Here is a 25326-nt window from a genome sequence, read left to right on the forward strand (position 1 = left end):
CCGAAAATGTTTCCCTATGAAATTTTTGTGGATTAGCCGGGTTTTTGACTGCGCAACCACAGTTGCGTTGCCAGTTCGTCATGCTGCTTGCGTTCCTGCGCGCGTTCATGGTGCACGGCGGCCTGCTGCTTCTTCTGCAGCACCTGGCCCAGCACTTCGCGCTTGACGAAGGCGGCGGTGAGGGCGCGCTGCGACACCGCCATGTCGGCCTCGTGCATGTTCAGGTCGAGGCGGTGGCTGTCGGCCATCTGCATCACGGCCTGCTTGTAGTCGCCGCAGTTGGATGCCAGCGCCATCGGCAGCTTGCCGCTCGCGCCGCTGTTCTGGTACAGGCCGGTGAGCCGGTCCAGGTTCTTCTGGTAGCGTTCGCGCACGCTTTCCTTGGCCGCCATTTCCGACTGCAGGCGCTGGACCTCGGTGGTGCGCAGGTCCACCAGCGTGGACAGGTTGCGTATCATGTGCGACGGGTTTTTCGGGGACTGGGTCATGCCATCAGCCTTTCCAGAGTGCTTACGCATGCCGCATAGGGCGCCGCTTCCTTGGTGCCCTGGCACAGGTAGTCTTCAACATGGGGGTGCAGGTTGACCGCCTTGTCCGTCACCGGGTCGGCGCCGGGCACGTAGGCGCCCAGCGGGATCAGGTCGCGCACGCGGTCGTGGCGCGCCATCGACGCCTTCAGTGCGCGCGCGGCCAGCATGTGCTCGTTGCTGATCACCTGGTTCATGCAGCGGCTGATGGAGGCGGCGATGTTGATGGCAGGATAGTGCCCGCGCTCGGCCAGCTCGCGCGTGAGCACGATGTGGCCGTCCAGGATGGCGCGCGCGGTGTCGACCACCGGGTCCTGCTGGTCGTCGCCCTCGGCCAGCACGGTGTAGATGGCGCTCATGCTGCCGTTCGGGTTTTCGCCGTTGCCGGCCGATTCCACCAGCTGCGGCAGGGCCGAGAACACCGACGGCGGATAGCCCTTGGTGGCGGGCGGCTCGCCCAGCGCCAGGGCCTGCTCGCGCAGCGCCATGGCGTAGCGCGTCAGCGAGTCCACCAGCAGCAGCACGTTCTTGCCCTGGTCGCGGTAGTGCGCCGCGATCGAATGGCACAGTTCGGTGGCCATGATGCGCATCAGCGGCGATTCGTCGGCCGGGGCAATCACCAGCACGGCCTTGCGCAGGCCCTCGGGGCCGAGCGACATCTCGACGAATTCGCGCACCTCGCGCGAACGCTCGCCGATCAGGCCCACCACCACCACGTCGGCCACGGTCTGGCGCGTGAGCATGCCCAGCAGCACGGATTTGCCCACGCCGGAGCCGGCCATCAGGCCCACGCGCTGGCCCTTGCCCAAGGTCAGCATGGCGTTGATGGCGCGCACGCCCACGTCCAGCGGTTCGGTGACCGGCTTCTTGCGCAGCGGATGGATGCGGGGCGGGGTGTACTCGAGCGGAAAGTCGCCGCCCAGCTTGCCCAGCCCGTCGATCGGCTCGCCCAGGCCGTTGACCATGCGGCCCAGCCAGCCCGGACCGATGGTCAGGCTGACTTTTTCCGGCGACGGCATCACGCGCGCGCCGGTGGTCAGGCCCACCGCCTTCTTGAACGGCATGAGGAAGGACAGCTTGTCGCGGAAGCCGACTACTTGCGCATCCAGCCATTCGCCGCTGACAGTTTCAATCTGGCAACGCTGGCCTGTGTGCATGGGGCAACCCATGGCTTCCAGCAGCAGGCCGGACGCCCCCACCAGGCGCCCGGTCGGGGTGGCCATGGGGACAGCGTCCAGCTCCAGCTTGCGCAAGGCATCGGCTATCATTCTTCGCTTTCGGACTCGTCGCCGCCATCGGCGGCCTGCAGTTGATTATCGACCTGTTCCATGACAGCAGCAAGACGTTGATGGCATCCGGCATCAACTTCATTGTCGCCGGCGCGGATGCGGCACTCGCCGATGTCGAGGCGGGCGTCCGGGATCAGGTTCCAGCGCTTGGTGCGCTTGGGGTCGAGATCGGCGATGCGCTTCAGTTCTTCCGGGTTCAGGTAGACGTCGATGTCCTCGCGGGTGGGCGGCATCGAGGCCAGGGTCTCGTCGACCAGGGCCATGATCTGCACCGGCTGCAGCGCCAGCTCGGCGCGGATCACCGAGCGCGCCACCTTGGCCACCAGGTCCACCACTTCCTTGCGCTGCGCCGCGCGGTAGTCGGCGCGCAGTTTCTTCAGGCCCTTGAGCATGGACTCGACGGGACGGGCCATGGTGTCGAAGCCGACCAGGGTCTCGTTGCGGCCTTCCTCGCGGCCCTGCTCGAAGCCGGCGTTGCGGCCGGCCTCGAAGCCGTCCTCCTGGCCGCGCTGCAGGCCGATCTCGTAGCCGTCGCGCTGGCCCTGCTCGAAGCCCTCGCTGACCGAGGCCTGCCACTGGGCGCTGTCGGTGCTCAGGCCGGCGCTGCCGCTGCCGCGGCTGGGCGGCGGCGCGAACTGCGACAGGGGCGGGAAGCGGTAGGGGCGGAATTGCTTCATCATTCAACCACCGTTTCGGCGAACAGCTGCACTTCGACCTCGCCGGCGTCGGCCAGCGCCTTGACGGTGGCCATGATTTCCTGGCGCGTCTGTTCGATGCGCGACATCGGCACGGGGCCGGCGCGGCGCATCATGTCCTCGAAGGCCTGGGCCTGGCGTTTCGGCATGGTTTTCAGCACCGCGTCGCGGATCGCCAGCTCGGCGCCCTTGAGCGCGATGGCCCACTGCTCCAGCGGCACTTCCTCGATCAGGCGCGACAGCGTGGCCTCGGTCTGGGTCGACAGGATCAGGAAGTCGTACATCGACAGCTCGATCTGGTTCACCACTTCCGGGTCGTGCGCGCGCAGCAGTTCCACGATCTGGGCGCGGTTGCCCGGCAGGCGGTTGAGGATCTCGGCGGTCTGGCGTATGCCTTCCACGCTGGTGCTCTGGCTGTCGAAGCTGCCCAGGCAGCGGTCCACCAGCTCGTCGAGCTCCTGCAGCAGGTCGCGGTCGATCTCGTCCAGGCGGGCCAGGTTCAGCAGCACCAGGTCGCGGCCCTCGAGCGGCAGCGCGTCGATAATCTGGCCGGCCAGCGCCGGCGGCAGGAAGGCCAGGAACACGGCCTGCATCTGCACGTGCTCGTTGGCAATATATTCCGCCAGCCATTTCGGCGAGGCCCACTGCAGGCGCGCCATTTTCGGGCGCAGCTCGTCGCCGTAGATGTTGTTGAGCACGGTATTCGCGATATCGTTGCCCAGCGCCAGGTCCAGCGAGCGTTTCAGGTAGGCGCGCGAGGCGCCGTGCACGCCGGACTGTTCGCGGTAGTCGTCGAAGAAGGACTGCATGGCGGTCTTCACCGCCTCGACCTTGATGCCGCTCATGCGCGACATCACCTGGGTCACCTCCAGCAGCTCCTCGCGCGACAGGCAGCGCAGCACGGCGGCGGCCGGCTCCTCGCCTATGCTCAGCAGCACGATGGCGGCCTGTTCAACCGGGGTCAGCCCCGTACCGTCGGGCAGTTCGTTATTGAGATCGGCCATTTTTCTGCATCCATTGTTTGACGACTTCGGCTACGCGTTCCGGCTCTTTTTCGGCCAGAATCTTCAGGTGATCGACCATCACGTCGACCGAGGAACCGGTCGGCGGCAGATCGTAGTTTTCCAGCAGCGGCACCACCGGCATGCCCGGCTTGGCGGCCGGCTGGCCTTCCAGCGTCTGGGCCTGGCCTTCCGCCAGCAGCCCGTCCGGCGTGCCGAGCGCGGGCGCGCCGGGGGCGGGCTGGGCGCCCGGTGCGCCGGCCGCCTGGCCGCCCACCACGGTGGCTTCGGCGGTGGCGCCGGAGCGGCCGCTGGCGTTGCCGCGCAGCGCCACATTGGCCGGCGCCGGCGGCGCGAAGCGCGCGGTGAGCAGGCGCATGATGGGGCGCAGCAGCAGCAGATAGCCGAGCAGGGCGCCCACCGCGTAGGTCAGCCAGGAGCTGAAGTCGACCACGGTGTCGCGCTCCTGCCACCACGGGGTGACGGCGGCCTTGGGCGGGAAGTTCATGGCGGTGACCACCAGCGCGTCGCCGCGCTCGGCGTTGATGCCCAGGCCGTTGCGCAGCACCTTGTCGATATTGGCCAGTTCGGCCGCGCTCCAGCCGGTCTTCGGGAAGGGCGCGGCGGCCTGCGCCAGCACCACGGCGATGCTTTGCTTCTCCAGCGTGCCGCGCGCGTGCTTGGTCTGCACGATGCTGCGGTCATAGGCGTACTGGCGGGTGGTGGCGTTTTTCTTGGCCGAGCCGTCGGGCTGCTGGTTGGGGTCGGTGGCCTTGCCGGCGTCGGCCGCCGGCGGGCGGTTCGACAGGGTGCCGGGCACGCCCATCACCAGGCGGTTGCGGTCCTGCTCCTCGCGCATGGCTTCGCTGGTCACCTTAGGCGTCTCGCCGTATTTCTCCACCGTTTCCTCGACCTTGTCGTTGTTCACGGTGGCCGTCACGCTGAGGCGGAAATTGTCTTCGCCGACGATGGGGCCGAGCAGGCCGCGGATATTGTTGCGGATGTCGTCCTGCAGGCGCTTGCCGTTTTCATTGGTGGCGGCCGAGGATTCGAAGCCGTCGGCCAGGTCCACGTGCGAGGACAGCAGGTTGCCGGCCTGGTCGACCAGGCTGACGCGGCCCGGGCTCAGGCTGGCCACGCTGCCGGCCACCATATTGACCACGGCGGCGATGGTTTCCGGCGACAGCTTCTGGCCCGGCTTGGTGGCGATCACCACCGAGGCGGACGACTTGTCGCCGTCGCTGGTGACGAAGGAGGTCGACTTGGCGATGGACAGGTGCACGCGCGCCGAGGCGATCGCGTCCAGCGTCATGATGGACTGCGCCAGCTCGCCTTCCAGGCCGCGCCGGAAGCGCACGTCCTGCACGAACTGCGACACGCCCAGCGGGTCGTTCTTGTCCATCAGCTCCAGGCCGGCCGGCAGCTGGGCCGTCACGCCTTTCGAGGCCAGCAGCATGCGCACCTTGCCCAGCATGGACTCGGGCACCAGCACCTGGCCGCTGTCCGGGTGCACGCGGTAGGGGATGTGTTCGCCGTCCAGCACCGTCATCATGTCGGCCGCCACCACTTTTTCGCGCGCGCCGAACACCGGCTTGTAGGCCGACTGGTCTTTCCACAGCACCATCAGCACCAGCGCGGTCACGCCTATGGCCAGCAGCAGGATGGGCGTGAGGTTCTTCAGCAGGGCGGGCGGCAGGGCGGGCGCGGCGCCGTCGCCGGAGCGCCAGCGTCCAAAAGCGGACTTGATGGTGTTGATCACTGTGGGCTTTCGCTTGGAAAGGTTTTATTCGAAACGGGAAGACGCCGGACTGCGCTGCCGCGGCAGCGCGGCCTCACAGCGGCAGTTTGATGAGTTCGTCGACCGCGCCCATGACCTTGTTGCGCACTTGCATCAGCATCGAGAAGGACAGGCTGGCCTCCTGGCTGGACAGCATGGCGCCCACCAGGTCGTCGCTGCGGCCGGCGTCGACGTCGGCCATTTTCTGGGCCGCCATCTGGTCGTCGGCGTTGACGCGGGTGACGGCGTCGCGCATCGATTGGGCGAAGGAGAAGCTGTGGTTGCCGGCTGCGCCCGGCAGCGCGCCGAACTGGGCCGCAGGGGCGATGCTGCTGGCCGACAGGTCGGCGGCGGCGTTTGTCAGGGAAGCCAGATCCGCCTGAATCAGGCTGGCAAATTCATTAGCCATGTTACCTCCACTTAATTGCAACGTTGCTTACACATGGCTACCATAGCCCCATGTCGGCCATATTCGGACAGTGCCCGGCGGAAATCTCCGGCTGCGACGCGTCTCAAAGCGGACTCAGAAGAATGATACATGCTGGAAATTAGTTCGGCGTGCCGGCGTGCGGCGAAACAACAAAAAAGCCGTGCCTGGACTGCGGCGTGGCGCGGGAAAACGACAGAATTTCCTTTTTAATCATGGACTAAGCGGGTGTTGGAGCGAGCGGCGGCTTTTTTTGTTGCATCGCGGCTGCAAGGCCGTCATGCTATGAATAAGCTTACCCGTTAGCAACTTTCCTGTAAAGCCCTACCGTAAGAAAACGTTTTATTGATCCGTAGCAATAGTGTCGGTTTTGCTGTAAACTCCGGCTCCGCTGCGGCGGGTACAACGTCCTAGCTAAACAGCTGCGATTTAAGCTAGGATATGGCATGCGGTTGTGCAACAATCTGCGTATCGCCAGCGTACCGGTAGCGTACCGACCAGACCACTGAAATGACCATCACACAACAGACTGCGCAACATCAAGTTCTGGACCCATGCCTGCTCGGCAGGCCTGTGCACCGGCTGCCGGCTTTTGCCGCCCAGCTCAAGGAAGATCTGGCCCAGGCCATGCGGCTCAACGTCAACCGCCGCTACTGGGGCAGCTTCCAGGTCGACAGCGTGGCGTTTGCCCGCCTGGACGGCGAGGAGATCGCGCTGCGCTGGTCCAATTTCTCGGCGCCGGCCGGGCAGATCGCCTTCTCGCTGGAGCGCAAGGTGCTGCTGGCGGTGCTGAACTACCGCTACGGCCGCGCCAAGAGCAATGCCGCCGCCGACGAAACGGCGGTGAAGGTGACCGCTACCGAAGAGCGCCTGGCCGTGGTGCTGGGCCTGCAGCTGGCCGGCACGCTGGCGGCGCGCATCGAATCGAATTTGCCGGCCTCCAACCTGCCGGCGCCGTCCGGCGCGGCGGAGCAGGCCGAGGCCGGCGGCCAGGGCTTCAAGCCGGTCGGCGGCGGCCTGCCGGCCAAGGGCGGCTGGGTCATCGCCGTCACGGTCAGCGACCCCGACAGCGCTAGCACGGAGCCGCTCACCGGGCGCTTCCTGTTCGCCCTCGACAAGCAGCTGATGGCCAGCGTGCTGCGCGGCCTGCAGCCCGAGCGCGACACCGCGCGCCGCGCCGCGCGCAACCAGGCGCCGCTGGGCGCGCGCCTGCAAGTGGGCCTGCAGGGCCGTCTGGTCAGCAAGGAAATGGAACTGGGCAACCTGTTCGACTTGCGCATCGGCGACGTGATCCCGATCAGCATGCACCGCGCCGAAGTGCTGCTGGACGATTCGCGCCTGTTCACGGCCGCGGTGAGCGAGCACAAGGGCAAGCTCTGTTTAACCTCTTTTGAAGACGTCGACTAACTCCATGATGAACATCAACGCAAACAGCACCAGCGACGCGCTGCTCGAAGACCTGTCGGAAGAAATGATCATCGACCAGGTCAGCAACGACCTGGCCGACGTGGCCCCGGCGCGCGGCGGTTCCGGCCGCCGCGACCTGCCGCAGATGATGCGCAAGATCCCCGTCACGCTGACGCTGGAAGTGGGCTCGGCCCGCATTTCGCTGCAGGACCTGATGGCGATCGGCCCGGACAGCGTGGTGGAGCTGGACGTGCTGGCCGGCGAGCCGCTGGTCATCAAGGTCAACGGCACCGCCATCGGCCGCGCCGAAGTGGTGGTGGCGGGCGAAAACTATGGTTTGAAGGTAATCGACCTGGACGGCCTGAATCTCGACATGATGGCGCCATGACGCTGGCTGCGCGCCGCGCCTGCGCCGCGGCAGGCGCGCTTGCCGCCTGCGTGCTGGCGAGCGCCCCCGCGCACGCGGTCGACCTGCTGGCCAATGTGGTGCCGGGGGCGAACACGGAACTGACGGTCAAGACCCAGATCCTGATCATCATGACCTTGCTGGGCTTGCTGCCCATCCTGGTCATGATGATGACCAGCTTCACCCGCTTCGTGATCGTGCTGTCGCTGCTGCGCCAGGCCCTGGGCCTGCAGCAGGGCTTGCCCAACCGCGTGGTGACGGGCGTGGCCCTGATCCTGACGCTGCTGGTGATGCGCCCGATCGGCGACCAGGTGTGGAAGGACGCCTTCGTGCCCTACGACCAGGACAAGATCGGCCTGCAGGAGGCGCTGAAGATCGCCGAGCGGCCGATTTCGCGCTTCATGCTGGCCCAGACCAGCAAAGCCGCGCTCAAGCAGATCGCCCACCTGGCCGGGGAGGACAATGTGGCCAAGCCGGCCGACCACGCCTTCACCGTCAAGCTGGCCGCCTTTGTGCTGTCGGAACTGAAGACCGCTTTCCAGATCGGCTGCCTGCTGTTCATTCCCTTCCTCATCATCGACCTGGTGGTGTCCTCGGTGCTGATGGCGATGGGCATGATGATGCTGTCGCCGCTGGTCATTTCGCTGCCCTTCAAGCTGCTGCTGTTCGTGCTGGTGGACGGCTGGACCTTGACCGTCAACACGCTCGTGACGAGCATCCAGGCCTATTAGCGATGGGGGCCGACCTATGCTGACCCCCGATATCGCGGTCGACCTGGTGGTCGAGGCGCTGCACGTGGTGATGGTGCTGGTGCTGGTGCTGGTGGTGCCGGGCCTGATCATGGGCCTGCTGGTGGCGCTGGTGCAGGCCGCCACCCAGATCAACGAACAGACGCTGAGCTTCCTGCCGCGCCTGATGGTCACGCTGCTGGCGCTGATACTGGCCGGGCGCTGGATGGCCGGCTACCTGATGGACTATTGCGTGTCCATCTTCACCCGCGCCGCCACACTGGTAGGGTAGGGCGGAGCGGCCATGGAATCCCTATTGGCCCAGTTGCTGCCGCTGCTCAATGCCTGGTGGTGGCCCTTCGTGCGCGTGCTCGCCATGCTGAGCGCGGCGCCGGTGCTGGGCGACGCCCTGGTGCCGGTGACGGTGCGCGTGCTGACCGCGCTGGTGCTGTCCATCCTGATGCTGCCGCTGACCGGCAATGCGCTGGCGATCGACCCCATTTCGATGCAGGGCGTGGCGGCCACGCTGGAGCAGGCCGTGATCGGCGGCGTGCTGGGCCTGGCCTTCCATTTCAGCGTGTCGGTGATGATGGTGCTGGGCTACCTGGTGTCGAGCCAGATCGGTTTCTCGATGGCGGTGATGAACGACCCCGTCAACGGCCAGTCCTCGGACGTGGTGTCGGCGCTGCTGTCCATGCTGGTGATTATTGTGTTTTTCGCCATCGACGGCCACCTGGTCATCGCCGGCGTCATCGGCGGCAGCTTCCAGGCCTGGCCGCTGGGCGGCGGCTACAGCCCGCTGCTGCTGCAGACCGTGGCCTGGAACGTGGCCTGGATCTTCGCCGCCGCCATGCTGCTGGCCGTACCCATCGTCTTCTCCACCATGGTGGTGCAGGTCGGCTTCGGCTTCCTGAACCGGGTGGCGCCCTCGCTGAACCTGTTCGCGCTGGGCTTTTCCGTGATCACCATATTCGGCCTGATGATGCTGGGCCAGGTGGTGCGCTTTATCCCCGAGCACTACATCCGCATGACCGGGCGGGTGCTGGACATGATACGGCAGCAGATGCAGGTGGCCCATGGCTGAGAACAGCACCGGCGACAAGTCAGAAAAGGCTTCACAGCAGAAGCTGAAGAAGTCCCGCGAGGAGGGACAGGTGGTGCGTTCGCGCGACCTGGCCACCGCGCTCGGCATCCTGGTCACGCTCAAGCTGTTCATCTGGCTGCTGCCGTCCTATCTGAGCGACTTCCGCGCGCTGTTCCACCTGAGCTTTGCCGAGTTCGACAGCCAGGGCTCCCTGGACAACACCCTGTCCATCGTCTTCAGCTCGTCGATGGCGCTGCTGATCAAGATGCTGCTGCCGCTGTTCGTGGTGCCGCTGGCCATCGTGCTGGGCGGCCTGATCCCGGGCGGCTGGGTGTTTTCCAGCAAGCACTGGGAGCCCAAGCTGGAGCGCTTCAACCCGGTGGCCAACCTGGGCCGCCTGTTCGGCGGCAAGCACGTCTTCGAATTCGGCCTGTCGCTGGCCAAGTCCGGCGTGCTGATCTGGGTGCTGGTGCATGTCGGCAGCACCAGCGTGCAGGACTACACGCGGCTGCAGGGCATGCCGCTCAACGAAGCGCTGCTGAGCGGCTCGGCGCTGATGCTGGACGGCCTGATGGCGCTGGTGTCGGTGTTCATCCTGTTCGCGCTGGTCGACGTGCCGGCCCAGGCCTTCTTCTACGCCAAGAACCAGCGCATGAGCAAGCAGGACCTGAAGGAAGAATACAAAAGCAGCGAAGGCCGGCCGGAAGTGCGCCAGCGCGTGCGCCAACTGCAGCGCGCGCTGGCCCAGCGCGCCGCGCGCAAGACCGTGCCGAACGCCGACGTGGTGATCGTCAACCCCGAGCACTACGCGGTGGCGCTCAAGTACGACGAGCAGCGCGCCGAAGCGCCCTATGTGCTGGCCAAGGGCGTGGACGAGATGGCGCTGTACATCCGCCAGATCGCGCAGGAGCACCAGATCGAGGTGCTGCCCCTGCCGCCGCTGGCGCGCGCCATTTACAATACCAGCCAGGTCAACCAGCAGATCCCGGTGCAGCTCTACCAGGCCGTATCGCAGGTGCTGAATTATGTGCTGCAGCTGAAAGCTTTCCGCGCCGGGCGCCGCAATGCCGAGCCCGGCCTGCCGACCGATGTCGCCGTGCCATCTTCCATGAGTGAGGTAATACCGTAATGAATTTCCTGAACCGTATCGTCGCAGAGCTGCGCCGCCACAAGTTCGCCACTCCGCTGTTCGTGATGGCCATCCTCGGGATGATCATCCTGCCGCTGCCGCCGGTGCTGCTGGACGTGCTGTTCACCTTCAACATCGTGCTGGCGCTGATCGTGATCCTGGTCAGCGTGTCGGCCAAGCGGCCGCTGGACTTCTCGGTGTTCCCGACGGTGATCCTGGCCACCACCTTGATGCGGCTGACGCTGAACGTGGCCTCGACCCGGGTGGTGCTGCTCAAGGGCCATGAAGGCACGGGCGCGGCCGGCCGCGTGATCGAGGCCTTCGGCAATGTGGTCATCGGCGGCAATTTCGTGGTCGGCCTGGTGGTGTTCGTGATTTTGATGATCATCAACTTCATCGTGGTGACCAAGGGCGCCGAGCGGATCTCCGAGGTGTCGGCGCGCTTCACGCTGGACGCCTTGCCGGGCAAGCAGATGGCGATCGACGCCGACCTGAACGCCGGCCTGATCAACCAGGAAAAAGCCCAGGCGCGCCGCAAGGACGTGGCCATGGAGGCCGACTTCTACGGCGCCATGGACGGCGCCTCCAAGTTCGTGCGCGGCGACGCGGTGGCGTCCATCCTGATCCTGATCATCAATATGGTCGGCGGCGTGGCCATCGGCTCGCTGATGCAGAACATGTCCTTCGGCGACGCCTTCCGCCAGTACGCGCTGCTGACCATCGGCGACGGCCTGGTGGCGCAGATCCCGGCGCTGCTGCTGTCGGCCGCGTCCGCCATCCTGGTGACCCGCATCAGCGATTCGGGCGACTTCGAGGACACGGTCAAGCAGCAGCTGCTGACCTCGCCGAGCGTGATCGGCGGCGCGGCCGGCCTGATGGCCATCCTGGCCGTGGTGCCGGGCATGCCGTGGCTGATGTTCATGACCTTCGCGGCGGTGCTGGGCTATGTGTCCTGGCGCCTGAGCAAGCGCGTGTCCGCGCCCGACACCAGCGCGCTGCAGGCCATCGAGGCCGCGCTGCGCGAGGAGAAGGTGCCCGAGCTGGAGTGGCAGAGCCTGCCGGCCGTGCAGCCGCTGCAGCTCACGCTGGGCTACAAGCTGGTGAGCTTGATCGACAAGGCGCACGGCGAGCCGCTGACCAAGCGCGTGCGCGGCGTGCGGCAAAGCCTGTCCGAATCGATGGGCATGGTGCTGCCGCCGATCGCCGTGCGCGACGACTTGGGCCTGAAGCCCTCGCAGTACGCGGTGGTGCTGAGCGGCAGCGTGGTGGCGCAGGCCGAGGTGTTCGCGGACCGGCTGATGGCCATCCCTTCGCCCACGGTGTACGGCAAGCTCGACGGCATACCGGGGGTGGAGCCGGCCTACGGCATGCCGGTGATCTGGATCGAGAGCAGCGAGAAGGCCAATGCGCTGGGCCTGGGCTACCAGGTGGTGGAGGCGCCGAGCGCCATCGCCACCCATGTGTCCAAGCTGATACGCGAATACCTGCCCGAGCTGTTCCGCCACGAGGACGTGCCCGCCATCCTGGAGCGGCTGACGGCGCTCTCGCCCAAGCTGGCCGCTTCGCTGGACAAGGCGCTCACGCACACCCAGCTGCTGCGCGTGTTCCGCGTGCTGCTGGCCGAAAGCGTGTCGCTGAAGGACATCGTGCCGATCGCCACCACCTTGCTCGACAGCTCGGAAACCACCAAGGACCCCATCCTGCTGGCGGCCGAAGTGCGCTGCGCGCTGCGGCGCCAGATCGTCACCGGCCTGTTCGGGCAGAAGTCCGAGATGCTGGCCTTTAACCTGGGCGGCGAGCTGGAGAACATGCTGCTGGGTTCCCTGAACCAGGCCCGCCAGAGCGGCAAGGTGGTGCTGGACAACTACCCGATCGACCCGCACCTGCTGGCCCAGCTGCAGGTCAACATGCCGGTGGCGCGCGAGCAGATGAAGCAGCAGGCCACGCCGCCGCTGCTGCTGGTGCTGCCGCAGATCCGTCCGCTGCTGGCGCGTTACGCGCGCCTGTTCGCGCCCGGCCTGAGTGTGCTGTCCTACAATGAAGTGCCGGAAAACCGCGAAGTGAGCATCATCGGCACGGTGGGCTAAGCGGCGCGCCGCCCGCCCGGGCCTGCGTGCGCGTCAGGCCGATTCGGAAAACAGGTCTTTGGGCTGCGGCGGTTGCGACAGCAGCACGGCCGTTTCGGCCATGGCCTTGAAGATGGACTGGGTCAGCATGGCGGTCTGCACCCGGGTGGGGTTGTTGTATTCCTCGCGCACCGGCGCCAGTTCGCGCATCAGGTGGCAGCGCACCAGGGCCAGGCCGTTGCGGCTGACGATGGCGGCCAGTTCCGGCAGCAGGTCGCGCATGAACTGCATGGTGGCGTTCTGGTTGGCGCCGATCTCGAGCACCACGCCGTCGCCGGCCGGCTCCATCTGCACCAGCACCTTGCCCATGCCTTCAATAAACAGTTCCAGCCGGATCGCCACGCGCGCGCGGCGGCGGCGCGGCTCGTCGGGCTGGCCGGGGTCGCGCGAGACCACGCGCAGCACCAGTTTCTCGGCGCCCCAGGCGTAGACGGCGAAACGCCAGGATTCCATTTCGCTCAGCATCATGGGCGCGGCGCGGCCGTCGCGCATGGCCGACTGGCCCTGCTCGGCCATGAACAGGCCGGACGGCAGATGGCGTCCGCGCGCCTGCTCCATCAGCGCGGCGCGCTGCTCGCCGTAGGTGCGCACCATGATGGCCCATGACATGGCCATGGTGGTGGCGTCCGGCTGCTGCCAGACCAGCTGGCGCGACATCTGCAATTGATCGGGGCGCAGCGCGGCCGGCTCGGCCATATTGGCCGCCTGCGCCTGCGCCGCATTGGCGAGCGACTTCAGGCCCTGCTGGACCAGTACCGCTTCTTGCGCGTCGGCCACGCCGTTCAGCGCCTGGGACAGGCCGGGCGGCAGCGAGAAGCTGGCTTCCTCGCCCGGCACATGGGCCACCGGCGGGATGGGGGGCGCTTGTCCAGGCTGTTCGCGCATCACCCGCTCGGGGATGTTGAGCGAGGAGCTGATCGGTGTAAGTCGGTATATTGCCATAAAGCAATCTTATCTTGCGCTTAAACGAAAAAAGCCAACCGGAAGCCCGGTTGGCTCTTGTCCTCCCGGGCGCGCTAGCGCCCTGGAAGCCCTTGCTATTATTGCAGCAGGGACAGAACCAGCGAGGACTGGCTGTTGCTTTGCTTCAGCATTGCGGTACCAGCTTGCAGCAGCATCTGGTTCGAGGTCATGGCTGCGGATTCCGAAGCGAAGTCCACGTCCATGATACGGCCGCTGGCGTTTTTGGTGTTGGTCGATACGTTCGACAGGTTGTTGTACACGTGGTCCAGACGGTTCGAAGCAGCACCCAGGGCGGAACGGGCTTTGGCTACGGAGTCGATCGCGGTTTTCAGCGTGTCGATGTTGCCGTTGGCGGCGGTGGAGGTGGCAACTTCGGTGCCGATGGCGGCGGTAGCGGTGCCGTCCGACTTGTAGTTGGCGGCGGCCGAGACGATGTCGGCGTGCATCTGGGTCAGCGAGTTGTCGCCGGCGGCGGTCAGGTCGACGTCCATGGTTTCGCCTTTGGACGAACCGATCTGGAAGGTCACTTTGGCGTTGAATTTCGAGTCGGCCTTGGTGCTCAGCAGGGTGGTGCCGCCGAACGAGGTGTTCGACAGGATGTTGCTCAGTTCCATGGTCAGTGCATCGTACTCGGACTGCATTGCGGTGCGGTCGTCGTCGGTGGAGGAGCCGTCGGCCGACTGGGTGGCCAGATCCTTCATACGCACCAGAATATTGGTGGTCTCGTCTAGCGCGCCTTCGGCGGTCTGCATCATCGAGATCGAATTCTGGGTGTTGCGCATTGCAACAGCCATACCGCTCGTTTGCGCTTTCAGACGGGTGGCGATCTGCAGGCCAGCAGCGTCATCCATTGCCGAGTTGATGCGGTAGCCGGTGCTCAGGCGAGTCATCGACGTCGACAGGCTGTTCTGCGTACGGGTGATCGAATTTTGAGCGGACAGCGCCGCGTTGTTAGTGTGAAGACTCAGCATGAATAACTCCTGATAGGTGGGTTCGATTCTAGAGCAGCGTTGCTTTGTTTGCGCTCTCCCAAGTACAAGACGACCGTTTCGCCCCGGGCATTAAATGCTTTAGAGAAATTTGTGAAAATTATTTGTTTTATCGTGGCCGGACAGCTGGCCGCCCCTGATTATGTTCCTAAAAGCACAACGGCGCAGGCCCTGGGGCGCTGCGCCGTTGTTTATTTTACATATTCGGATAGTTCGGGCCGCCGCCGCCTTCCGGCGTGATCCAGACGATATTCTGGGTCGGGTCCTTGATGTCGCAGGTCTTGCAGTGCACGCAGTTCTGCGCGTTGATCTGCAAGCGGTCCTGGCCTTCGTCGGTCTTGACGAATTCATACACCCCGGCCGGACAGTAGCGCGCCTCCGGACCGGCGTACTTGGCCAGGTTCACGTCCACCGGCACGCTGGCGTTCTTCAGCGTCAGGTGCACCGGCTGGTCTTCCGCGTGGTTGGTGTTGGAAATGAAGACCGAGGACAGGCGGTCGAAGGTCAGCTTGCCGTCCGGCTTGGGATAGACGATGGGCTGGAAGTTGGCGGCCGGCTGCAGGCACTCATGGTCGGCCTGGCTGTGGTGCAGGGTCCACGGCGCCTTGCCGCGGAAGATGAGCTGGTCGATGCCGGTCATCAGCGAGCCCAGGTACAGGCCTTTTTTCAGCCAGGGCTTCACATTGCGCGCCACGTGCAGCTCCTCGTGCAGCCAGGACTGCTCGAAAGCGGCGGGGTAGGCGGCCAGTTCGTCGTGCTGGCGGCCCGCGCCCAGCGCGTCGAAGGCGGCTTGCGCGGCCAGCATGCCGGACTTGATGGCGGCGTGCGAACCCTTGATGCGGCTCATGTTCAGGAATCCGGCGTCGCAGCCGATCAGCGCGCCGCCCGGGAAGGCCAGCTTGGGCAGCGACTGCAGGCCGCCGGCCGTGATCGCGCGCGCGCCGTAGGAGATGCGCTTGCCGCCTTCGAAGAAGCTGCGGATGGCCGGGTGGGTCTTGTAGCGCTGGAATTCCTCGTAAGGCGACAGGTACGGGTTCTCATAGTCCAGGCCGACCACGTAGCCGACCATGACCTGGTTGTTTTCCAGGTGGTAGAGGAAGGAACCGCCGTAGGTCTTGCTGTCCAGCGGCCAGCCGGTGGTGTGGATCACCAGGCCGGGCTGATGCTTGGCCGGGTCGATTTCCCACAGTTCCTTGATGCCGATGCCGTAGGACTGCGGGTCCTTGCCCTTGTTCAGGTCGTACTTGGCCATCAGCTGCTTGCCCAGATGGCCGCGCGCGCCTTCGGCGAACAGCGTGTACTTGCCGTGCAGCTCCATGCCCAGCTGGAAGTCCGGACCGGCTTCGCCGTCCCGCTTGACGCCCATATTGCCGGTGGCAATGCCTTTGACCGAGCCGTCGTCGTTGTACAGCACTTCGGCGGCGGCGAAGCCGGGGAAGATTTCCACGCCCAGCGCCTCGGCCTGCTGGCCCAGCCAGCGCACCACATTGCCCAGCGAGATGACATAGTTGCCATGGTTTTCGAAGCAGGCCGGCAGCGCGAAGTTGGGCGTCTTGTAGGCTTTCTTTTCGGTCAGGAACAGCACGCGGTCTTCGGTCACTTCGGTGTTCAGCGGCGCGCCCAGCTCCTTCCAGTTCGGGATCAGCTCGGTCAGCGCCTTCGGGTCCATCACGGCGCCCGACAGGATGTGCGCGCCCAGTTCGCCGCCTTTTTCCAGCACCACCACGGATACTTCCTGGTTCTTCTCGGCCGCCAGCTGCTTGATCTTGATGGCGGCCGACAGGCCGGCCGGGCCGCCACCGACGATGACGACGTCGTACTCCATCGCATCGCGCGGGCCGTATTGCTCTAGCAGGTTGTTAGCTTGGGTCATGTTTTATACTTTTATAAGAATGAGGTAAGAAATAAGCACGAGTGTGCTTCTTTCTCGCCAGTTTAGCAATATGGGCGCCATTTTGCGTGACAATCTTAGACGCCGCAATCTAATACTGGCATTTTGTGTAATCATTACGGACATGCTATCAACCGAAACAGGAGCAGCGCCGTGGGCATAGAAGTGAACTTTGAAGGAAAAATCGCGCTGGTGACCGGCGCCTCCAGCGGACTCGGCGCCCGCTTCGCCAAAGTACTGGCGCAGGCCGGCGCGCAGGTGGTGCTGGCCTCGCGCCGCATCGAGCGCCTGAAGGAGCTGCGCGCCGAGATCGAGGCGGACGGCGGCGCGGCCCACGTGGTGGCGCTGGACGTGACCGACTACGCCAGCATCAAGTCGGCCATCGCGCACGCCGAGACCGAGGCGGGCCAGATCGACATCCTGGTGAACAATTCCGGTGTCTCCACCACACAACGCCTGGTCGACGTCACGCCGGAGGATTACTCCTTCGTCATGGACACCAATCTGCGCGGCGCCTTCTTCGTGGCGCAGGAAACCGCCAAGCGCATGATCGCGCGCGCCAAGGGCGACCCGAAAAAGCAGCACCGCATTATCAACATCGCCTCGGTGGCGGGGCTGCGCGTGCTGCCGCAGATCGGCGTGTACTGCATGAGCAAGGCCGGCGTGGTGCAGATGACCAAGGCCATGGCGGTGGAGTGGGGCAAGTACGGCATCAACACCAACGCCATCTGTCCCGGCTATATCTCGACCGAGATCAACGAAGATTATTTCGCCAGCGAGCAGGGCCGCAAGCTGATCGACATGCTGCCGCGCCGCCGCCCGGGCAAGCCGGAAGACCTGGACGGCCTGCTGCTCTTGCTGGCCGGCGAGGATTCGCACTTTATCAACGGCGCCGTGATTTCCGCCGACGACGGAATGACGGCGATGTGAAAAAAAGCGGCGGGTCAACCGGCCCCGCCGCTTTTCTACAGTTGCACGCCGACCAGCTTGTGCACCAGCTCCGAGGAGGTGGCCGCTTCGAATTTGCGCATCAGCCTGGCGCGGTGCATTTCCACCGTGCGCGGGCTGAGGTCGATCTGGCGCGCGATGACTTTGCTGGTCTTGCCTTCCACCAGCAGGGCGGCGATTTCGCGTTCGCGCGGCGTCAGCTCCGCCGTCACCGGCCGCTTTTCGCTCACGTCCTCGAAGGTCCAGATGCCCGCGCCCAGCGGCTCCTTGGCCTTCAGCGCGTGCCCGCTCACGTGGCACCAGAACAGTTCCCCGCTGGCGCGGCGCATGATGCGCTCGTCCGAATAGCGGCCCTTGGCGTTCATGATGGGGATGATGCGGTCGCCGGTGCGCAGGAATTCGTCGGCCGACGGGTAGAGCTGGCAGAAGGACTTGCCCACCAGGTCGGCGCGCGCATAGCCGAACATGGCGGCCAGCGCCTCGTTGCACGACTGGATGGTGCGGTTCTCCGAGATGCACATTCCCACCGGCGCATGCAGGAAGATGGTTTCGTAGTCGATTGCGAGTGGTGCGTTCATCGTTGCGGGCCGGTAGTTCTACGGTATTGTGGAAACACTAGGCGTATTCTATGCTGATACCCCATGTGAACAACAGTGCAAGCTTATCAAAACATAAGGGAGATGTATGAATAAAGTTTATCCCGATGCCGCCGCCGCCCTGGCCGGCATTGTGCAAGATGGGCAAACCATCGCCGTTGGCGGCTTTGGCCTGTGCGGCATCCCGGAGGCGCTGATCGGCGCCCTGCGCGACAGCGGCGCCAAGCAGCTGACCGCGATCTCGAACAACGCCGGCGTGGACGGCTTCGGCCTGGGCCAGCTGCTGGAAACCCGCCAGATCCGCAAGATGATCGCCTCCTACGTGGGCGAGAACAAGGAATTCGCGCGCCAGTACCTGGCCGGCGAACTGGAACTGGAATTCACGCCGCAAGGCACGCTGGCTGAGAAGCTGCGCGCCGGCGGCGCCGGCATTCCGGCCTTCTTCACCAAGACCGGCGTGGGCACCATCGTGGCCGACGGCAAGGAAATCCGCGAATTCGACGGCGAACAGTACGTGATGGAGCGTTCGCTGGTGGCCGACGTGTCGCTGGTCAAGGCATGGAAGGCCGACAAGGCCGGCAACCTGGTGTTCCGCAAGACGGCGCGCAACTTCAACCCCAACGTGGCCGCCGCCGGCAAGATTACTGTCGTGGAAGTCGAGCAGCTGGTGGAGATAGGCGAGATCGATCCGGACGAAGTGCATACGCCGGGTATTTTCGTGCACCGCATCGTGGTCAACGCGGCGCCGGAAAAACGCATCGAACAGCGCACCGTGCGCGCCAACTGAGGAGACGGACATGGCATGGACTCGTGATGAAATGGCCGCCCGCGCGGCCAAGGAACTGCAAGACGGTTTCTATGTGAACCTGGGCATCGGACTGCCCACGCTGGTGGCCAACTATGTGCCATCGGATATCGAAGTGTATCTGCAGTCGGAAAACGGCCTGCTCGGCATCGGCCCTTTCCCGACCGAAGACGAAATCGACGCCGACCTGATCAACGCCGGCAAGCAGACCGTGACGGCGCTGCCCGGCTCTGCCTACTTCAGCTCGGCCGATTCCTTCGGCATGATACGCGGCGGCAAAATCAACCTGGCCATCCTGGGCGCGATGCAGGTGTCCGAGCACGGCGACCTGGCCAACTGGATGATCCCGGGCAAAATGGTCAAAGGCATGGGCGGCGCCATGGACCTGGTGGCCGGCGTGAAGAAAGTGGTGGTGCTGATGGAGCACGTGGCCACCGCCAAGGACGGCAGCACCTCGCACAAGCTGCTGAAGAAATGCGACCTGCCGCTGACCGGCGTGGGCGTGGTGGACCTGGTGATCACCGACCTGGGCGTGATGGAAGTGACGCCGTCCGGCCTGAAAGTGACCGAACTGGCGCCCGGTGTGACCAAAGAGCAGATTGCCGCCGCCACCGGCGCCGAACTGGACTTGTCCGCGCTGTAAGCCGGCGCCGCACCTCCCGGAAAGCACGCTGCGGCGTGCTTTTTTTACGCCCGCGCCGGCAAAACGTGGCTGCGCCGCCACGCCGGCGGGGCGGGCAGGGCGTAGGCCAATCAACAAGGTGATTCTTTTGGCAATGCGCGCCGCGCGCCGTTGACCTTGTCAAGACGGCAAATCGATACTTGGTGCTCCTACAAAAAATTAACAATCGGAGACACCATGACTATGTTGAAAAACCCCGCGGCCGGGCTGGCCGTGCTTTTGCTGGCTGCCGGCTGCGGCGGCAGCGATCCCGTGGCGGAACCCGGCCAGACCAAAACAGCCCTGCGCATGGGGCAGGCCGGCCCCGCCGCACTGGCCGAGGCGAGCAGCTTCGGCCTGACCTCGGACGCCAATTTCTACACCATCGACACCGGCGCCGGCCTGGTGTTCAAGATCCGCCGCCTGGACAACGGTGTCAGCACGCAGTCGGCCGGCGACATTGCATCCATGATCTACAACGGCGTGCAGTACCAGGACCAGTCGCGCGGCAGCCAGGTCAACTCGGGCTTCGACTACCTGTACACCGGCGTGTCCGCCGTCAGCGTGAGCGCCGAGGCGGTCGGCAGCGACTGCATCAAGGTCACGGTCGTGGCCGGCAACCTGACGCACTATTACATCGTGCGCAAGGGCGTCAACAACATCTACATGGGCACCTACTTCACCAGCGAGCCGAACACGCTGAACCTGGCGCGCTTCATCCTGCGGGTGCCGATCGGCGCGCTGCCCAACGGCCCGGTGCCGTCCGACCTGCGCGGCACCACCACCACGGTGGAGTCGGGCGACGTGTTCGGCCTGCCGAACGGGCAGACGCGTTCCAAGCATTACTCCAATATGCGGCTGAAGGACTGGCAGTACATCGGCGCCACCAGCGCCACCGCCGGCCTGTGGGTGGTGCGCGACAACAACGAAGGCAATTCTGGCGGCCCGTTCTACCGCAGCCTGCTGAACCAGGCCACCGCCACCAACCAGGAGCTGACCTATATCGTCAACTACGGCGAGGCGCAGACCGAGGCGCTGCGCACCAACATCCTGAACAGCTACACGCTGGTGTTCAACGACGGCAGCGCGCCGCCGGCGGTCGACACCTCCTTCTTCAGCGGGCTGGGCCTGGCCGGCTATGTCGGTCCGGAGGGGCGGGGCCGGGTGGCTGGTGTCGGCCTCAGCGGGCGCGATCCGGGCTATGAATACACGGTGGGCTTCGCCAACGCCACCGCGCAGTACTGGGCCAAGGCGGACGCCGCCACCGGCCATTTCGACAGTGCCGGCATGCTGCCCGGCACCTACACGATGAAGGTCTACAAGAACGAATACGCGGTGGACACGCGCAGCGTGACGGTGGCGGCCGGCGGCACGGTGGCGCTGAACACCATCGCCATCACGGCCGACCCGAGCGCGGCGGCGCCCCTGTGGCGCATCGGCGACTGGGACGGCACGCCGGCCGAGTTCCTCAACGGCGACAAGGTCACCACCATGCACCCGTCCGACGTGCGCATGGCGTCCTGGGCGCCGGCCGAGTACCAGGTGGGCGCCTCCAGCGCGGCCACCGGCTTCCCGGCCTACCAGTGGAAGGACGTGAACGGCACGCTGACCATCAAGTTCAACCTGGCCAAAAGCCAGATCGCCGACTACCAGCTGCGCCTGGGCATCACCGCCGCCTTTGCCGGCGGCCGGCCCAAGCCGCAGATCAACGGCTGGATACCGGCCAACCCGGCCGCGTCCACGCAGCCGTCCACGCGCACGCTGACGGTGGGCACCTATCGCGGCAACAACACCATGTACACCTTCACCGTGCCGGCTTCGGAACTGCAGGTGGGCCAGAACGTGCTCACGCTGACCGCCATCAGCGGCTCCAGCGGCGTCACCTACCTGAGCCCCGGCTACGCCTACGACGCCGTGGACATGATCAAGCAATGAAGGGAATGAACATGAAAAACATCCTGCAATGCGTGCTGGCCCCGGCCGGCGCCGCCATGCTGCTGTCCTGCGCGCTGCCCGGCTTCGCGGCGGCGGCCGTGATTGCCACGCTGGGCAGCGGCACGGCCGTGAAAACCGTCACCAACGCCGCCCATTTCGAACTCAACACCGCCATGGCCAGCGGCTATGTCGAGGATGGCCTGTTGTTCAGCTACACCGGCTCGTCCAGCAACAACGGCTGCGGCTACGCGGGCGTGAACTGCTACGACGCGCCGTCCGACCTCAGCCCCGCCTTCAGCGGCAACTACATGGCCTCGTCGGGCAACAATGCCTACATCAGCATCCGCCTGGCGAGCGGTCTGGATTTCTACAAGGTGGAGTTCGCGGCGGACAGCAGCTATCTGAACCTGAACGGCTACTGGAAGACTTTCAACGACGGCGTGCAGACGGCGGCCGGCAACTTCAGCCAGCCGCACGGCGCGGTGCTGGGCCTGGCCGACGTTGCGGGATTCGACGAGGTGCGCTACTACGCCTTCTCCACCGCGAACAAGCAAAGCGGCTTCAGCGGTAGCGCAATCGATGAGGTGAGAGTGGGCGTGCCGGAACCGGCGTCGGGACTGCTGATGGCCGTGGGCTTGTGGGGACTGATGGCGGTGCGCAGGAAGCGCACCGCCGGAGGGGCTAAGGCTAAAACTAAGGCTTAGGCGGCCTTGGCGGGTGCCGGTATCACGGCGGCCGGCTCTTCATTCATGGACGAAGGGTTGGCCAGCTCGCGGTGCAGGGTATCCATGTCCAGCTCGTTTTCCCACTTCGACACCACCACGGTGGCGACGCCGTTGCCGATGAAGTTGGTCAGCGCGCGGGCTTCGCTCATGAAGCGGTCTATGCCCAGGATCAGCGCCATGCCCGCCACCGGGATGGTCGGCACCACGGCCAGCGTGGCGGCCAAGGTGATGAAGCCGGCGCCGGTGATGCCGGACGCGCCCTTCGAGGTCAGCATGGCCACCGCCAGGATGGTCAGTTCCTGGCCCAGGGTCAGGTCGGTGTTGGTCGCTTGCGCCACGAACAGGGCCGCCATGGTCATGTAGATGTTGGTGCCGTCCAGGTTGAAGGAGTAGCCGGTAGGAACCACCAGGCCCACCACGGGCTTGGCGCAGCCCAGTTTTTCCAGCTTGCGCATCAGCGAGGGCAGGGCGCTTTCCGACGAGCTGGTGCCCAGCACGATCAGCAGTTCTTCCTTGATGTAGTTGATGAAGCGGCCGATCGAGAAACCGGTGAACTTGGCGATCGAGCCCAGCACGATGAAGATGAACAGGAAGCAGGTCAGGTAGAAGGAACCCATCAGCTTGGCCAGCGGCAGCAGCGAGTCGATGCCGTATTTGCCGATGGTGAAGGCCATGGCGCCGAACGCGCCCAGCGGAGCGACTTTCATGACGATGTTGACCATGCCGAAGATGGCGTGCGCCAGTTCGTCGATCAGCTTGGCCAGCGGACGGCCTTTTTCGCCCAGCAGCGACAGCGCGAAGCCGAACAGCACGGAAATGAGCAGCACCTGCAGGATGTCGCCCTTGGCGAAGGCGTCGATCACCGTGTTCGGGATGATGTTCATCACGAAGTCGATGGTGGACTGGCTCTTGGCTTTTTCGGTGTACTGGGCGATGGCCTTGGTGTCGAGCGTGGCCGGATCGACGTTGAAGCCGGCGCCCGGGCGCAGGATGTTGGCCACGAACAGGCCGATCACCAGCGCGAAGGTGGACACCACCTCGAAGTACAGCAGGGCCTTGCCGCCGACGCGGCCGATTTTCTTAATGTCCTGCATGCAGGCGATGCCGGACACCACGGTGCAGAAGATCACCGGGGCGATGATCATCTTGATCAGTTTGATGAAGCCGTCGCCGAGCGGTTTCATGGCGACGGCGTCGCCGGGCAGGTAGATGCCCAGCAGCACGCCGCACAGTATGGCAAACAAGACCTGTACATACAGGACTTTGTAGAATGGTTTTTTCATGATCGTACTCCCTAAAGACTCTCCAAGTGGAGCGATCATGCTGGAAACCTTATATTGCAGCTATTGTGGGATTCCCCATTGCGGTTAACCACAATGCGGCAATCCACAATAGCCAGCGGCGCCGGCGCCGCTTGGCGCGAGCTTATTGCGCCACCCAGCCGCCATCCATATTCCAGGCCACGCCGCGCACCTGCTTGGCCGCGTCCGAGCACAGGAACACGGCCAGCGCGCCCAGCTCCTCGGGCGTGACGAACTCGCCCGAAGGCTGCTTGTCGGCCAGCAGCGCGCGCTTGGCCTCGTCGTTGCTCAGGCCGTCCTTCAGGGCGCGCGCGTCCACCTGCTTCTGCACCAGCGGCGTCAGCACGAAGCCGGGGCAGATGGCGTTGGCGGTCACGCCGGTCTGCGCCGTTTCCAGCGCCGTGACCTTGGTTAGGCCCACCAGCCCGTGCTTGGCGGCCACATAGGCCGATTTGCCGGCCGAGCCCACCAGGCCGTGCGCCGACGCCAGGTTGATGATGCGGCCCCAGTTCTGCGCGCGCATATGCGGCAGCGCCAGGCGCGAGGTGTGGAAGGCCGACGTCAGGTTGATGGCGATGATGGAGTCCCATTTCTCGACCGGGAAGTCCTCCACATTGGCCACATGCTGGATGCCGGCGTTGTTGACCAGCACGTCGATGCCGCCGAATTTGTCGGCCGCGAAGGCGAACAGCGCCTCGATTTCGGCGGCTTTGGACATGTCGGCGTTGTGGTAAGCGGTCTGCACGCTGAATTCGCGCGCCGTGGCGGCCTGCAGCTGGGCGATTTCGGCGGCGTCGCCGAAGCCGTTGAAGACGATGTTGGCGCCTTCGGCCGCCAGTGCGCGGGCCATGCCCAGGCCGATGCCGGAGGTGGAGCCGGTGACGAGTGCGGTCTTGCCGCGGAGTAGGGTGCTGGCCATGGTTATCCTTCTAGAGTGAGACAGTTTGTCGGATGGGAAATGCGTGCGCTACACTTCTCCAAGATTTTAAGCGCAACGCCGGGTAAAATGTCGTAGTTGAAAAAAAGGAATGAGCATGATCGAGGCAAAAATAAAGTCTGTACAGTGCATTTCTCCCAGCGGCCTGCACCAGATGTCCTACAAGGAATGGGGCGACGAGGATAATCCCGACGTGCTGCTGTGCGTGCACGGCGTGACCCGCGTGGGCGACGACTTCGACAATATGGCGCGCGCCCTGGCCGGCGACTACCGCGTGGTGGCGCCGGACGTGGTGGGCCGCGGCCGCTCCGGCCGCCTGCGCAACCCCGAGCTGTACCGCCTGCCGCAGTACGTGGCCGACATGGTGACCCTGGTGGCGCGCGTGACCGCGCGCGGCCCGCGCAGCACGGTGGACTGGTTCGGCACCTCGATGGGCGGCCTGATCGGCATGGGCCTGGCCTCGCTGCCGGACAGCCCGATCAGCAAGCTGGTGCTCAACGACATCGGTCCGGTGCTCGACCCGGACGCGCTGCAGCGCATCGGCGACTACATCGGCCAGCACCTGCGCTTCCCCACCTTTGAGCAGGGCGCCAAGTTCGTGCGCGACGTGTCAGCCCCGTTCGGCCAGCACACGGACGAGGAATGGCACAAGCTGGCCGCCGATGTCTTGCGCCAGGACAATGACGGCCAGTGGGTGCGCCACTATGATATGGGGCTGGCCCAGCCGTTCCGCTCGGCCACGCCGGAATCGGCGCGCGCCGACGAGGCCATGCTGTGGGCCGCGTATGATGCGATCCGCTGCCCGACCCTGCTGGTGCGCGGCGCGCAATCGGACCTGCTGTCGCCCGCGACGGCTTTAAGCATGACGCAGCGCGGGCCAAAAGCCACGCTGGTGGAGATACCGGACGTCGGTCACGCTCCCACCTTCCTGCATGACGACCAGATCGCCATTGCCAGGAAGTTTTTACTTGACCTATAA

At 65.1% G+C, this 25326-nt stretch carries 25 protein-coding genes; 13 read left to right on the forward strand and 12 right to left on the reverse strand.

Translation table 11 applies throughout. The features are described from left to right. Positions 1–32: 32 nt before the first annotated feature. From fliJ to fliE, 6 genes are all read right to left on the reverse strand, one after another. Positions 33–488: a flagellar export protein FliJ gene (gene fliJ, locus AC07S4_RS01885; protein ID WP_494984983.1), complete on the reverse strand. Its 456-nt coding sequence runs from the start codon at positions 486–488 to the stop codon at positions 33–35. Further along, positions 485–1795 (reverse strand): flagellar protein export ATPase FliI, encoded by a 1311-nt coding sequence (fliI, locus tag AC07S4_RS01890; RefSeq protein ID WP_494984984.1) that lies wholly within the window; start codon positions 1793–1795, stop codon positions 485–487. The genes fliJ and fliI overlap by 4 nt, the downstream gene beginning before the upstream one ends. Continuing rightward, positions 1792–2493: a flagellar assembly protein FliH gene (fliH, locus tag AC07S4_RS01895; RefSeq protein ID WP_161075045.1), complete on the reverse strand. Its 702-nt coding sequence runs from the start codon at positions 2491–2493 to the stop codon at positions 1792–1794. The genes fliI and fliH overlap by 4 nt, the downstream gene beginning before the upstream one ends. Beyond that, positions 2493–3515 carry a flagellar motor switch protein FliG gene (locus AC07S4_RS01900; protein WP_494984985.1) on the reverse strand — a complete coding sequence of 341 codons (1023 nt, stop codon included), beginning with the start codon at positions 3513–3515 and terminating at the stop codon, positions 2493–2495. Before AC07S4_RS01900 ends, fliH begins: the two co-directional genes overlap by 1 nt. Then, on the reverse strand, positions 3499–5271 hold the full coding sequence (gene fliF, locus AC07S4_RS01905) for a flagellar basal-body MS-ring/collar protein FliF (protein WP_494984986.1): 1773 nt from the start codon (positions 5269–5271) through the stop codon (positions 3499–3501). Before fliF ends, AC07S4_RS01900 begins: the two co-directional genes overlap by 17 nt. Positions 5272–5344: 73 nt before the next feature. Further along, positions 5345–5698 carry a flagellar hook-basal body complex protein FliE gene (gene fliE / locus AC07S4_RS01910; RefSeq protein WP_161075013.1) on the reverse strand — a complete coding sequence of 118 codons (354 nt, stop codon included), beginning with the start codon at positions 5696–5698 and terminating at the stop codon, positions 5345–5347. A gap of 528 nt (positions 5699–6226) precedes the next feature. On the opposite strand from fliE, the gene AC07S4_RS01915 reads away from it, so the two are divergent. Genes AC07S4_RS01915 through AC07S4_RS01945 form a run of 7 tightly spaced genes read left to right on the forward strand, consistent with a single transcriptional unit; the run spans position 6227 to position 12557 of the window. After that, positions 6227–7123, forward strand: a complete 897-nt coding sequence (locus tag AC07S4_RS01915; RefSeq protein ID WP_494984987.1) for a FliM/FliN family flagellar motor switch protein — start codon at positions 6227–6229, stop codon at positions 7121–7123. 4 nt (positions 7124–7127) lie between these two features. Beyond that, positions 7128–7511 carry a FliM/FliN family flagellar motor switch protein gene (locus AC07S4_RS01920; protein ID WP_494984988.1) on the forward strand — a complete coding sequence of 128 codons (384 nt, stop codon included), beginning with the start codon at positions 7128–7130 and terminating at the stop codon, positions 7509–7511. Then, positions 7508–8260 carry a flagellar type III secretion system pore protein FliP gene (fliP, locus tag AC07S4_RS01925; RefSeq protein ID WP_494984989.1) on the forward strand — a complete coding sequence of 251 codons (753 nt, stop codon included), beginning with the start codon at positions 7508–7510 and terminating at the stop codon, positions 8258–8260. The genes AC07S4_RS01920 and fliP overlap by 4 nt, the downstream gene beginning before the upstream one ends. Positions 8261–8276: 16 nt before the next feature. After that, on the forward strand, positions 8277–8549 hold the full coding sequence (locus AC07S4_RS01930) for a flagellar biosynthetic protein FliQ (RefSeq protein WP_161075016.1): 273 nt from the start codon (positions 8277–8279) through the stop codon (positions 8547–8549). 12 nt (positions 8550–8561) lie between these two features. Continuing rightward, positions 8562–9341, forward strand: a complete 780-nt coding sequence (locus AC07S4_RS01935; RefSeq protein WP_494984990.1) for a flagellar biosynthetic protein FliR — start codon at positions 8562–8564, stop codon at positions 9339–9341. Further along, positions 9334–10470 (forward strand): EscU/YscU/HrcU family type III secretion system export apparatus switch protein, encoded by a 1137-nt coding sequence (locus AC07S4_RS01940; RefSeq protein ID WP_494984991.1) that lies wholly within the window; start codon positions 9334–9336, stop codon positions 10468–10470. Before AC07S4_RS01935 ends, AC07S4_RS01940 begins: the two co-directional genes overlap by 8 nt. After that, positions 10470–12557 (forward strand): flagellar biosynthesis protein FlhA, encoded by a 2088-nt coding sequence (locus AC07S4_RS01945; RefSeq protein WP_494984992.1) that lies wholly within the window; start codon positions 10470–10472, stop codon positions 12555–12557. Before AC07S4_RS01940 ends, AC07S4_RS01945 begins: the two co-directional genes overlap by 1 nt. Before the next feature lie 33 nt (positions 12558–12590). Here AC07S4_RS01945 and AC07S4_RS01950 read toward each other — a convergent pair whose 3' ends face one another. From AC07S4_RS01950 to AC07S4_RS01960, 3 genes are all read right to left on the reverse strand, one after another. Then, positions 12591–13538 (reverse strand): hypothetical protein, encoded by a 948-nt coding sequence (locus AC07S4_RS01950; RefSeq protein WP_494984993.1) that lies wholly within the window; start codon positions 13536–13538, stop codon positions 12591–12593. 98 nt (positions 13539–13636) lie between these two features. Then, positions 13637–14530 (reverse strand): flagellin N-terminal helical domain-containing protein, encoded by an 894-nt coding sequence (locus AC07S4_RS01955; protein ID WP_494984994.1) that lies wholly within the window; start codon positions 14528–14530, stop codon positions 13637–13639. A gap of 214 nt (positions 14531–14744) precedes the next feature. Beyond that, on the reverse strand, positions 14745–16421 hold the full coding sequence (locus AC07S4_RS01960; RefSeq protein WP_494984995.1) for an electron transfer flavoprotein-ubiquinone oxidoreductase: 1677 nt from the start codon (positions 16419–16421) through the stop codon (positions 14745–14747). 171 nt (positions 16422–16592) lie between these two features. Between AC07S4_RS01960 and AC07S4_RS01965 the strand changes: the two genes are divergently transcribed. Beyond that, the gene (locus tag AC07S4_RS01965; RefSeq protein ID WP_161075022.1) at positions 16593–17369 is read left to right on the forward strand and encodes an SDR family oxidoreductase; all 777 of its coding nucleotides are present in this window, start codon (positions 16593–16595) and stop codon (positions 17367–17369) included. A 35-nt stretch (positions 17370–17404) separates the two neighbouring features. On the opposite strand, the gene AC07S4_RS01970 is transcribed toward AC07S4_RS01965, so the two are convergent. Continuing rightward, the gene (locus AC07S4_RS01970) at positions 17405–17965 is read right to left on the reverse strand and encodes a LuxR C-terminal-related transcriptional regulator (RefSeq protein WP_161075023.1); all 561 of its coding nucleotides are present in this window, start codon (positions 17963–17965) and stop codon (positions 17405–17407) included. Positions 17966–18071: 106 nt separating this feature from the next. Between AC07S4_RS01970 and AC07S4_RS01975 the strand changes: the two genes are divergently transcribed. The 4 genes from AC07S4_RS01975 to AC07S4_RS01990 all read left to right on the forward strand — a co-directional run bounded on the left by AC07S4_RS01975 (position 18072) and on the right by AC07S4_RS01990 (position 22088). After that, positions 18072–18770, forward strand: a complete 699-nt coding sequence (locus AC07S4_RS01975) for a CoA transferase subunit A (RefSeq protein WP_494984996.1) — start codon at positions 18072–18074, stop codon at positions 18768–18770. A 10-nt stretch (positions 18771–18780) separates the two neighbouring features. Next, entirely contained in the window at positions 18781–19431 is a 651-nt protein-coding gene (locus AC07S4_RS01980; RefSeq protein WP_494984997.1) for a CoA transferase subunit B, read from the forward strand. A 216-nt stretch (positions 19432–19647) separates the two neighbouring features. Next, positions 19648–21384 (forward strand): rhamnogalacturonan lyase B N-terminal domain-containing protein, encoded by a 1737-nt coding sequence (locus AC07S4_RS01985; RefSeq protein WP_494984998.1) that lies wholly within the window; start codon positions 19648–19650, stop codon positions 21382–21384. 11 nt (positions 21385–21395) lie between these two features. Then, positions 21396–22088 carry a PEP-CTERM sorting domain-containing protein gene (locus AC07S4_RS01990; RefSeq protein ID WP_494984999.1) on the forward strand — a complete coding sequence of 231 codons (693 nt, stop codon included), beginning with the start codon at positions 21396–21398 and terminating at the stop codon, positions 22086–22088. On the opposite strand, the gene AC07S4_RS01995 is transcribed toward AC07S4_RS01990, so the two are convergent. Then, the gene (locus AC07S4_RS01995) at positions 22085–23392 is read right to left on the reverse strand and encodes a dicarboxylate/amino acid:cation symporter (RefSeq protein ID WP_494985000.1); all 1308 of its coding nucleotides are present in this window, start codon (positions 23390–23392) and stop codon (positions 22085–22087) included. The genes AC07S4_RS01990 and AC07S4_RS01995 overlap by 4 nt on opposite strands. Before the next feature lie 142 nt (positions 23393–23534). Further along, on the reverse strand, positions 23535–24329 hold the full coding sequence (locus AC07S4_RS02000; protein ID WP_494985001.1) for a 3-hydroxybutyrate dehydrogenase: 795 nt from the start codon (positions 24327–24329) through the stop codon (positions 23535–23537). Positions 24330–24444: 115 nt separating this feature from the next. Between AC07S4_RS02000 and AC07S4_RS02005 the strand changes: the two genes are divergently transcribed. Next, a complete protein-coding gene (locus tag AC07S4_RS02005; protein WP_494985002.1) occupies positions 24445–25326 on the forward strand; it encodes an alpha/beta fold hydrolase in 882 nt (293 codons plus the stop codon).

The sequence above is a fragment of the Pseudoduganella sp. GW821-FHT05F09 genome, from assembly GCF_059419605.1.

Coding starts and splice junctions, on each gene's coding strand:
- AC07S4_RS01995 (WP_494985000.1), bottom strand. CDS start 23,392: ATGAAAAAACCATTCTACAAAGTCCTGTATGTACAGGTCTTGTTTGCC.
- AC07S4_RS01935 (WP_494984990.1), top strand. CDS start 8,562: ATGGAATCCCTATTGGCCCAGTTGCTGCCGCTGCTCAATGCCTGGTGG.
- fliE (WP_161075013.1), bottom strand. CDS start 5,698: ATGGCTAATGAATTTGCCAGCCTGATTCAGGCGGATCTGGCTTCCCTG.
- AC07S4_RS01985 (WP_494984998.1), top strand. CDS start 19,648: ATGACTATGTTGAAAAACCCCGCGGCCGGGCTGGCCGTGCTTTTGCTG.
- AC07S4_RS01955 (WP_494984994.1), bottom strand. CDS start 14,530: ATGCTGAGTCTTCACACTAACAACGCGGCGCTGTCCGCTCAAAATTCG.
- AC07S4_RS01900 (WP_494984985.1), bottom strand. CDS start 3,515: ATGGCCGATCTCAATAACGAACTGCCCGACGGTACGGGGCTGACCCCG.
- AC07S4_RS02000 (WP_494985001.1), bottom strand. CDS start 24,329: ATGGCCAGCACCCTACTCCGCGGCAAGACCGCACTCGTCACCGGCTCC.
- AC07S4_RS01930 (WP_161075016.1), top strand. CDS start 8,277: ATGCTGACCCCCGATATCGCGGTCGACCTGGTGGTCGAGGCGCTGCAC.
- fliH (WP_161075045.1), bottom strand. CDS start 2,493: ATGAAGCAATTCCGCCCCTACCGCTTCCCGCCCCTGTCGCAGTTCGCG.
- AC07S4_RS01980 (WP_494984997.1), top strand. CDS start 18,781: ATGGCATGGACTCGTGATGAAATGGCCGCCCGCGCGGCCAAGGAACTG.
- fliP (WP_494984989.1), top strand. CDS start 7,508: ATGACGCTGGCTGCGCGCCGCGCCTGCGCCGCGGCAGGCGCGCTTGCC.
- AC07S4_RS01945 (WP_494984992.1), top strand. CDS start 10,470: ATGAATTTCCTGAACCGTATCGTCGCAGAGCTGCGCCGCCACAAGTTC.
- AC07S4_RS01915 (WP_494984987.1), top strand. CDS start 6,227: ATGACCATCACACAACAGACTGCGCAACATCAAGTTCTGGACCCATGC.
- AC07S4_RS02005 (WP_494985002.1), top strand. CDS start 24,445: ATGATCGAGGCAAAAATAAAGTCTGTACAGTGCATTTCTCCCAGCGGC.
- AC07S4_RS01990 (WP_494984999.1), top strand. CDS start 21,396: ATGAAAAACATCCTGCAATGCGTGCTGGCCCCGGCCGGCGCCGCCATG.
- fliI (WP_494984984.1), bottom strand. CDS start 1,795: ATGATAGCCGATGCCTTGCGCAAGCTGGAGCTGGACGCTGTCCCCATG.
- AC07S4_RS01920 (WP_494984988.1), top strand. CDS start 7,128: ATGATGAACATCAACGCAAACAGCACCAGCGACGCGCTGCTCGAAGAC.
- AC07S4_RS01940 (WP_494984991.1), top strand. CDS start 9,334: ATGGCTGAGAACAGCACCGGCGACAAGTCAGAAAAGGCTTCACAGCAG.
- AC07S4_RS01960 (WP_494984995.1), bottom strand. CDS start 16,421: ATGACCCAAGCTAACAACCTGCTAGAGCAATACGGCCCGCGCGATGCG.
- AC07S4_RS01970 (WP_161075023.1), bottom strand. CDS start 17,965: ATGAACGCACCACTCGCAATCGACTACGAAACCATCTTCCTGCATGCG.
- fliJ (WP_494984983.1), bottom strand. CDS start 488: ATGACCCAGTCCCCGAAAAACCCGTCGCACATGATACGCAACCTGTCC.
- AC07S4_RS01975 (WP_494984996.1), top strand. CDS start 18,072: ATGAATAAAGTTTATCCCGATGCCGCCGCCGCCCTGGCCGGCATTGTG.
- AC07S4_RS01950 (WP_494984993.1), bottom strand. CDS start 13,538: ATGGCAATATACCGACTTACACCGATCAGCTCCTCGCTCAACATCCCC.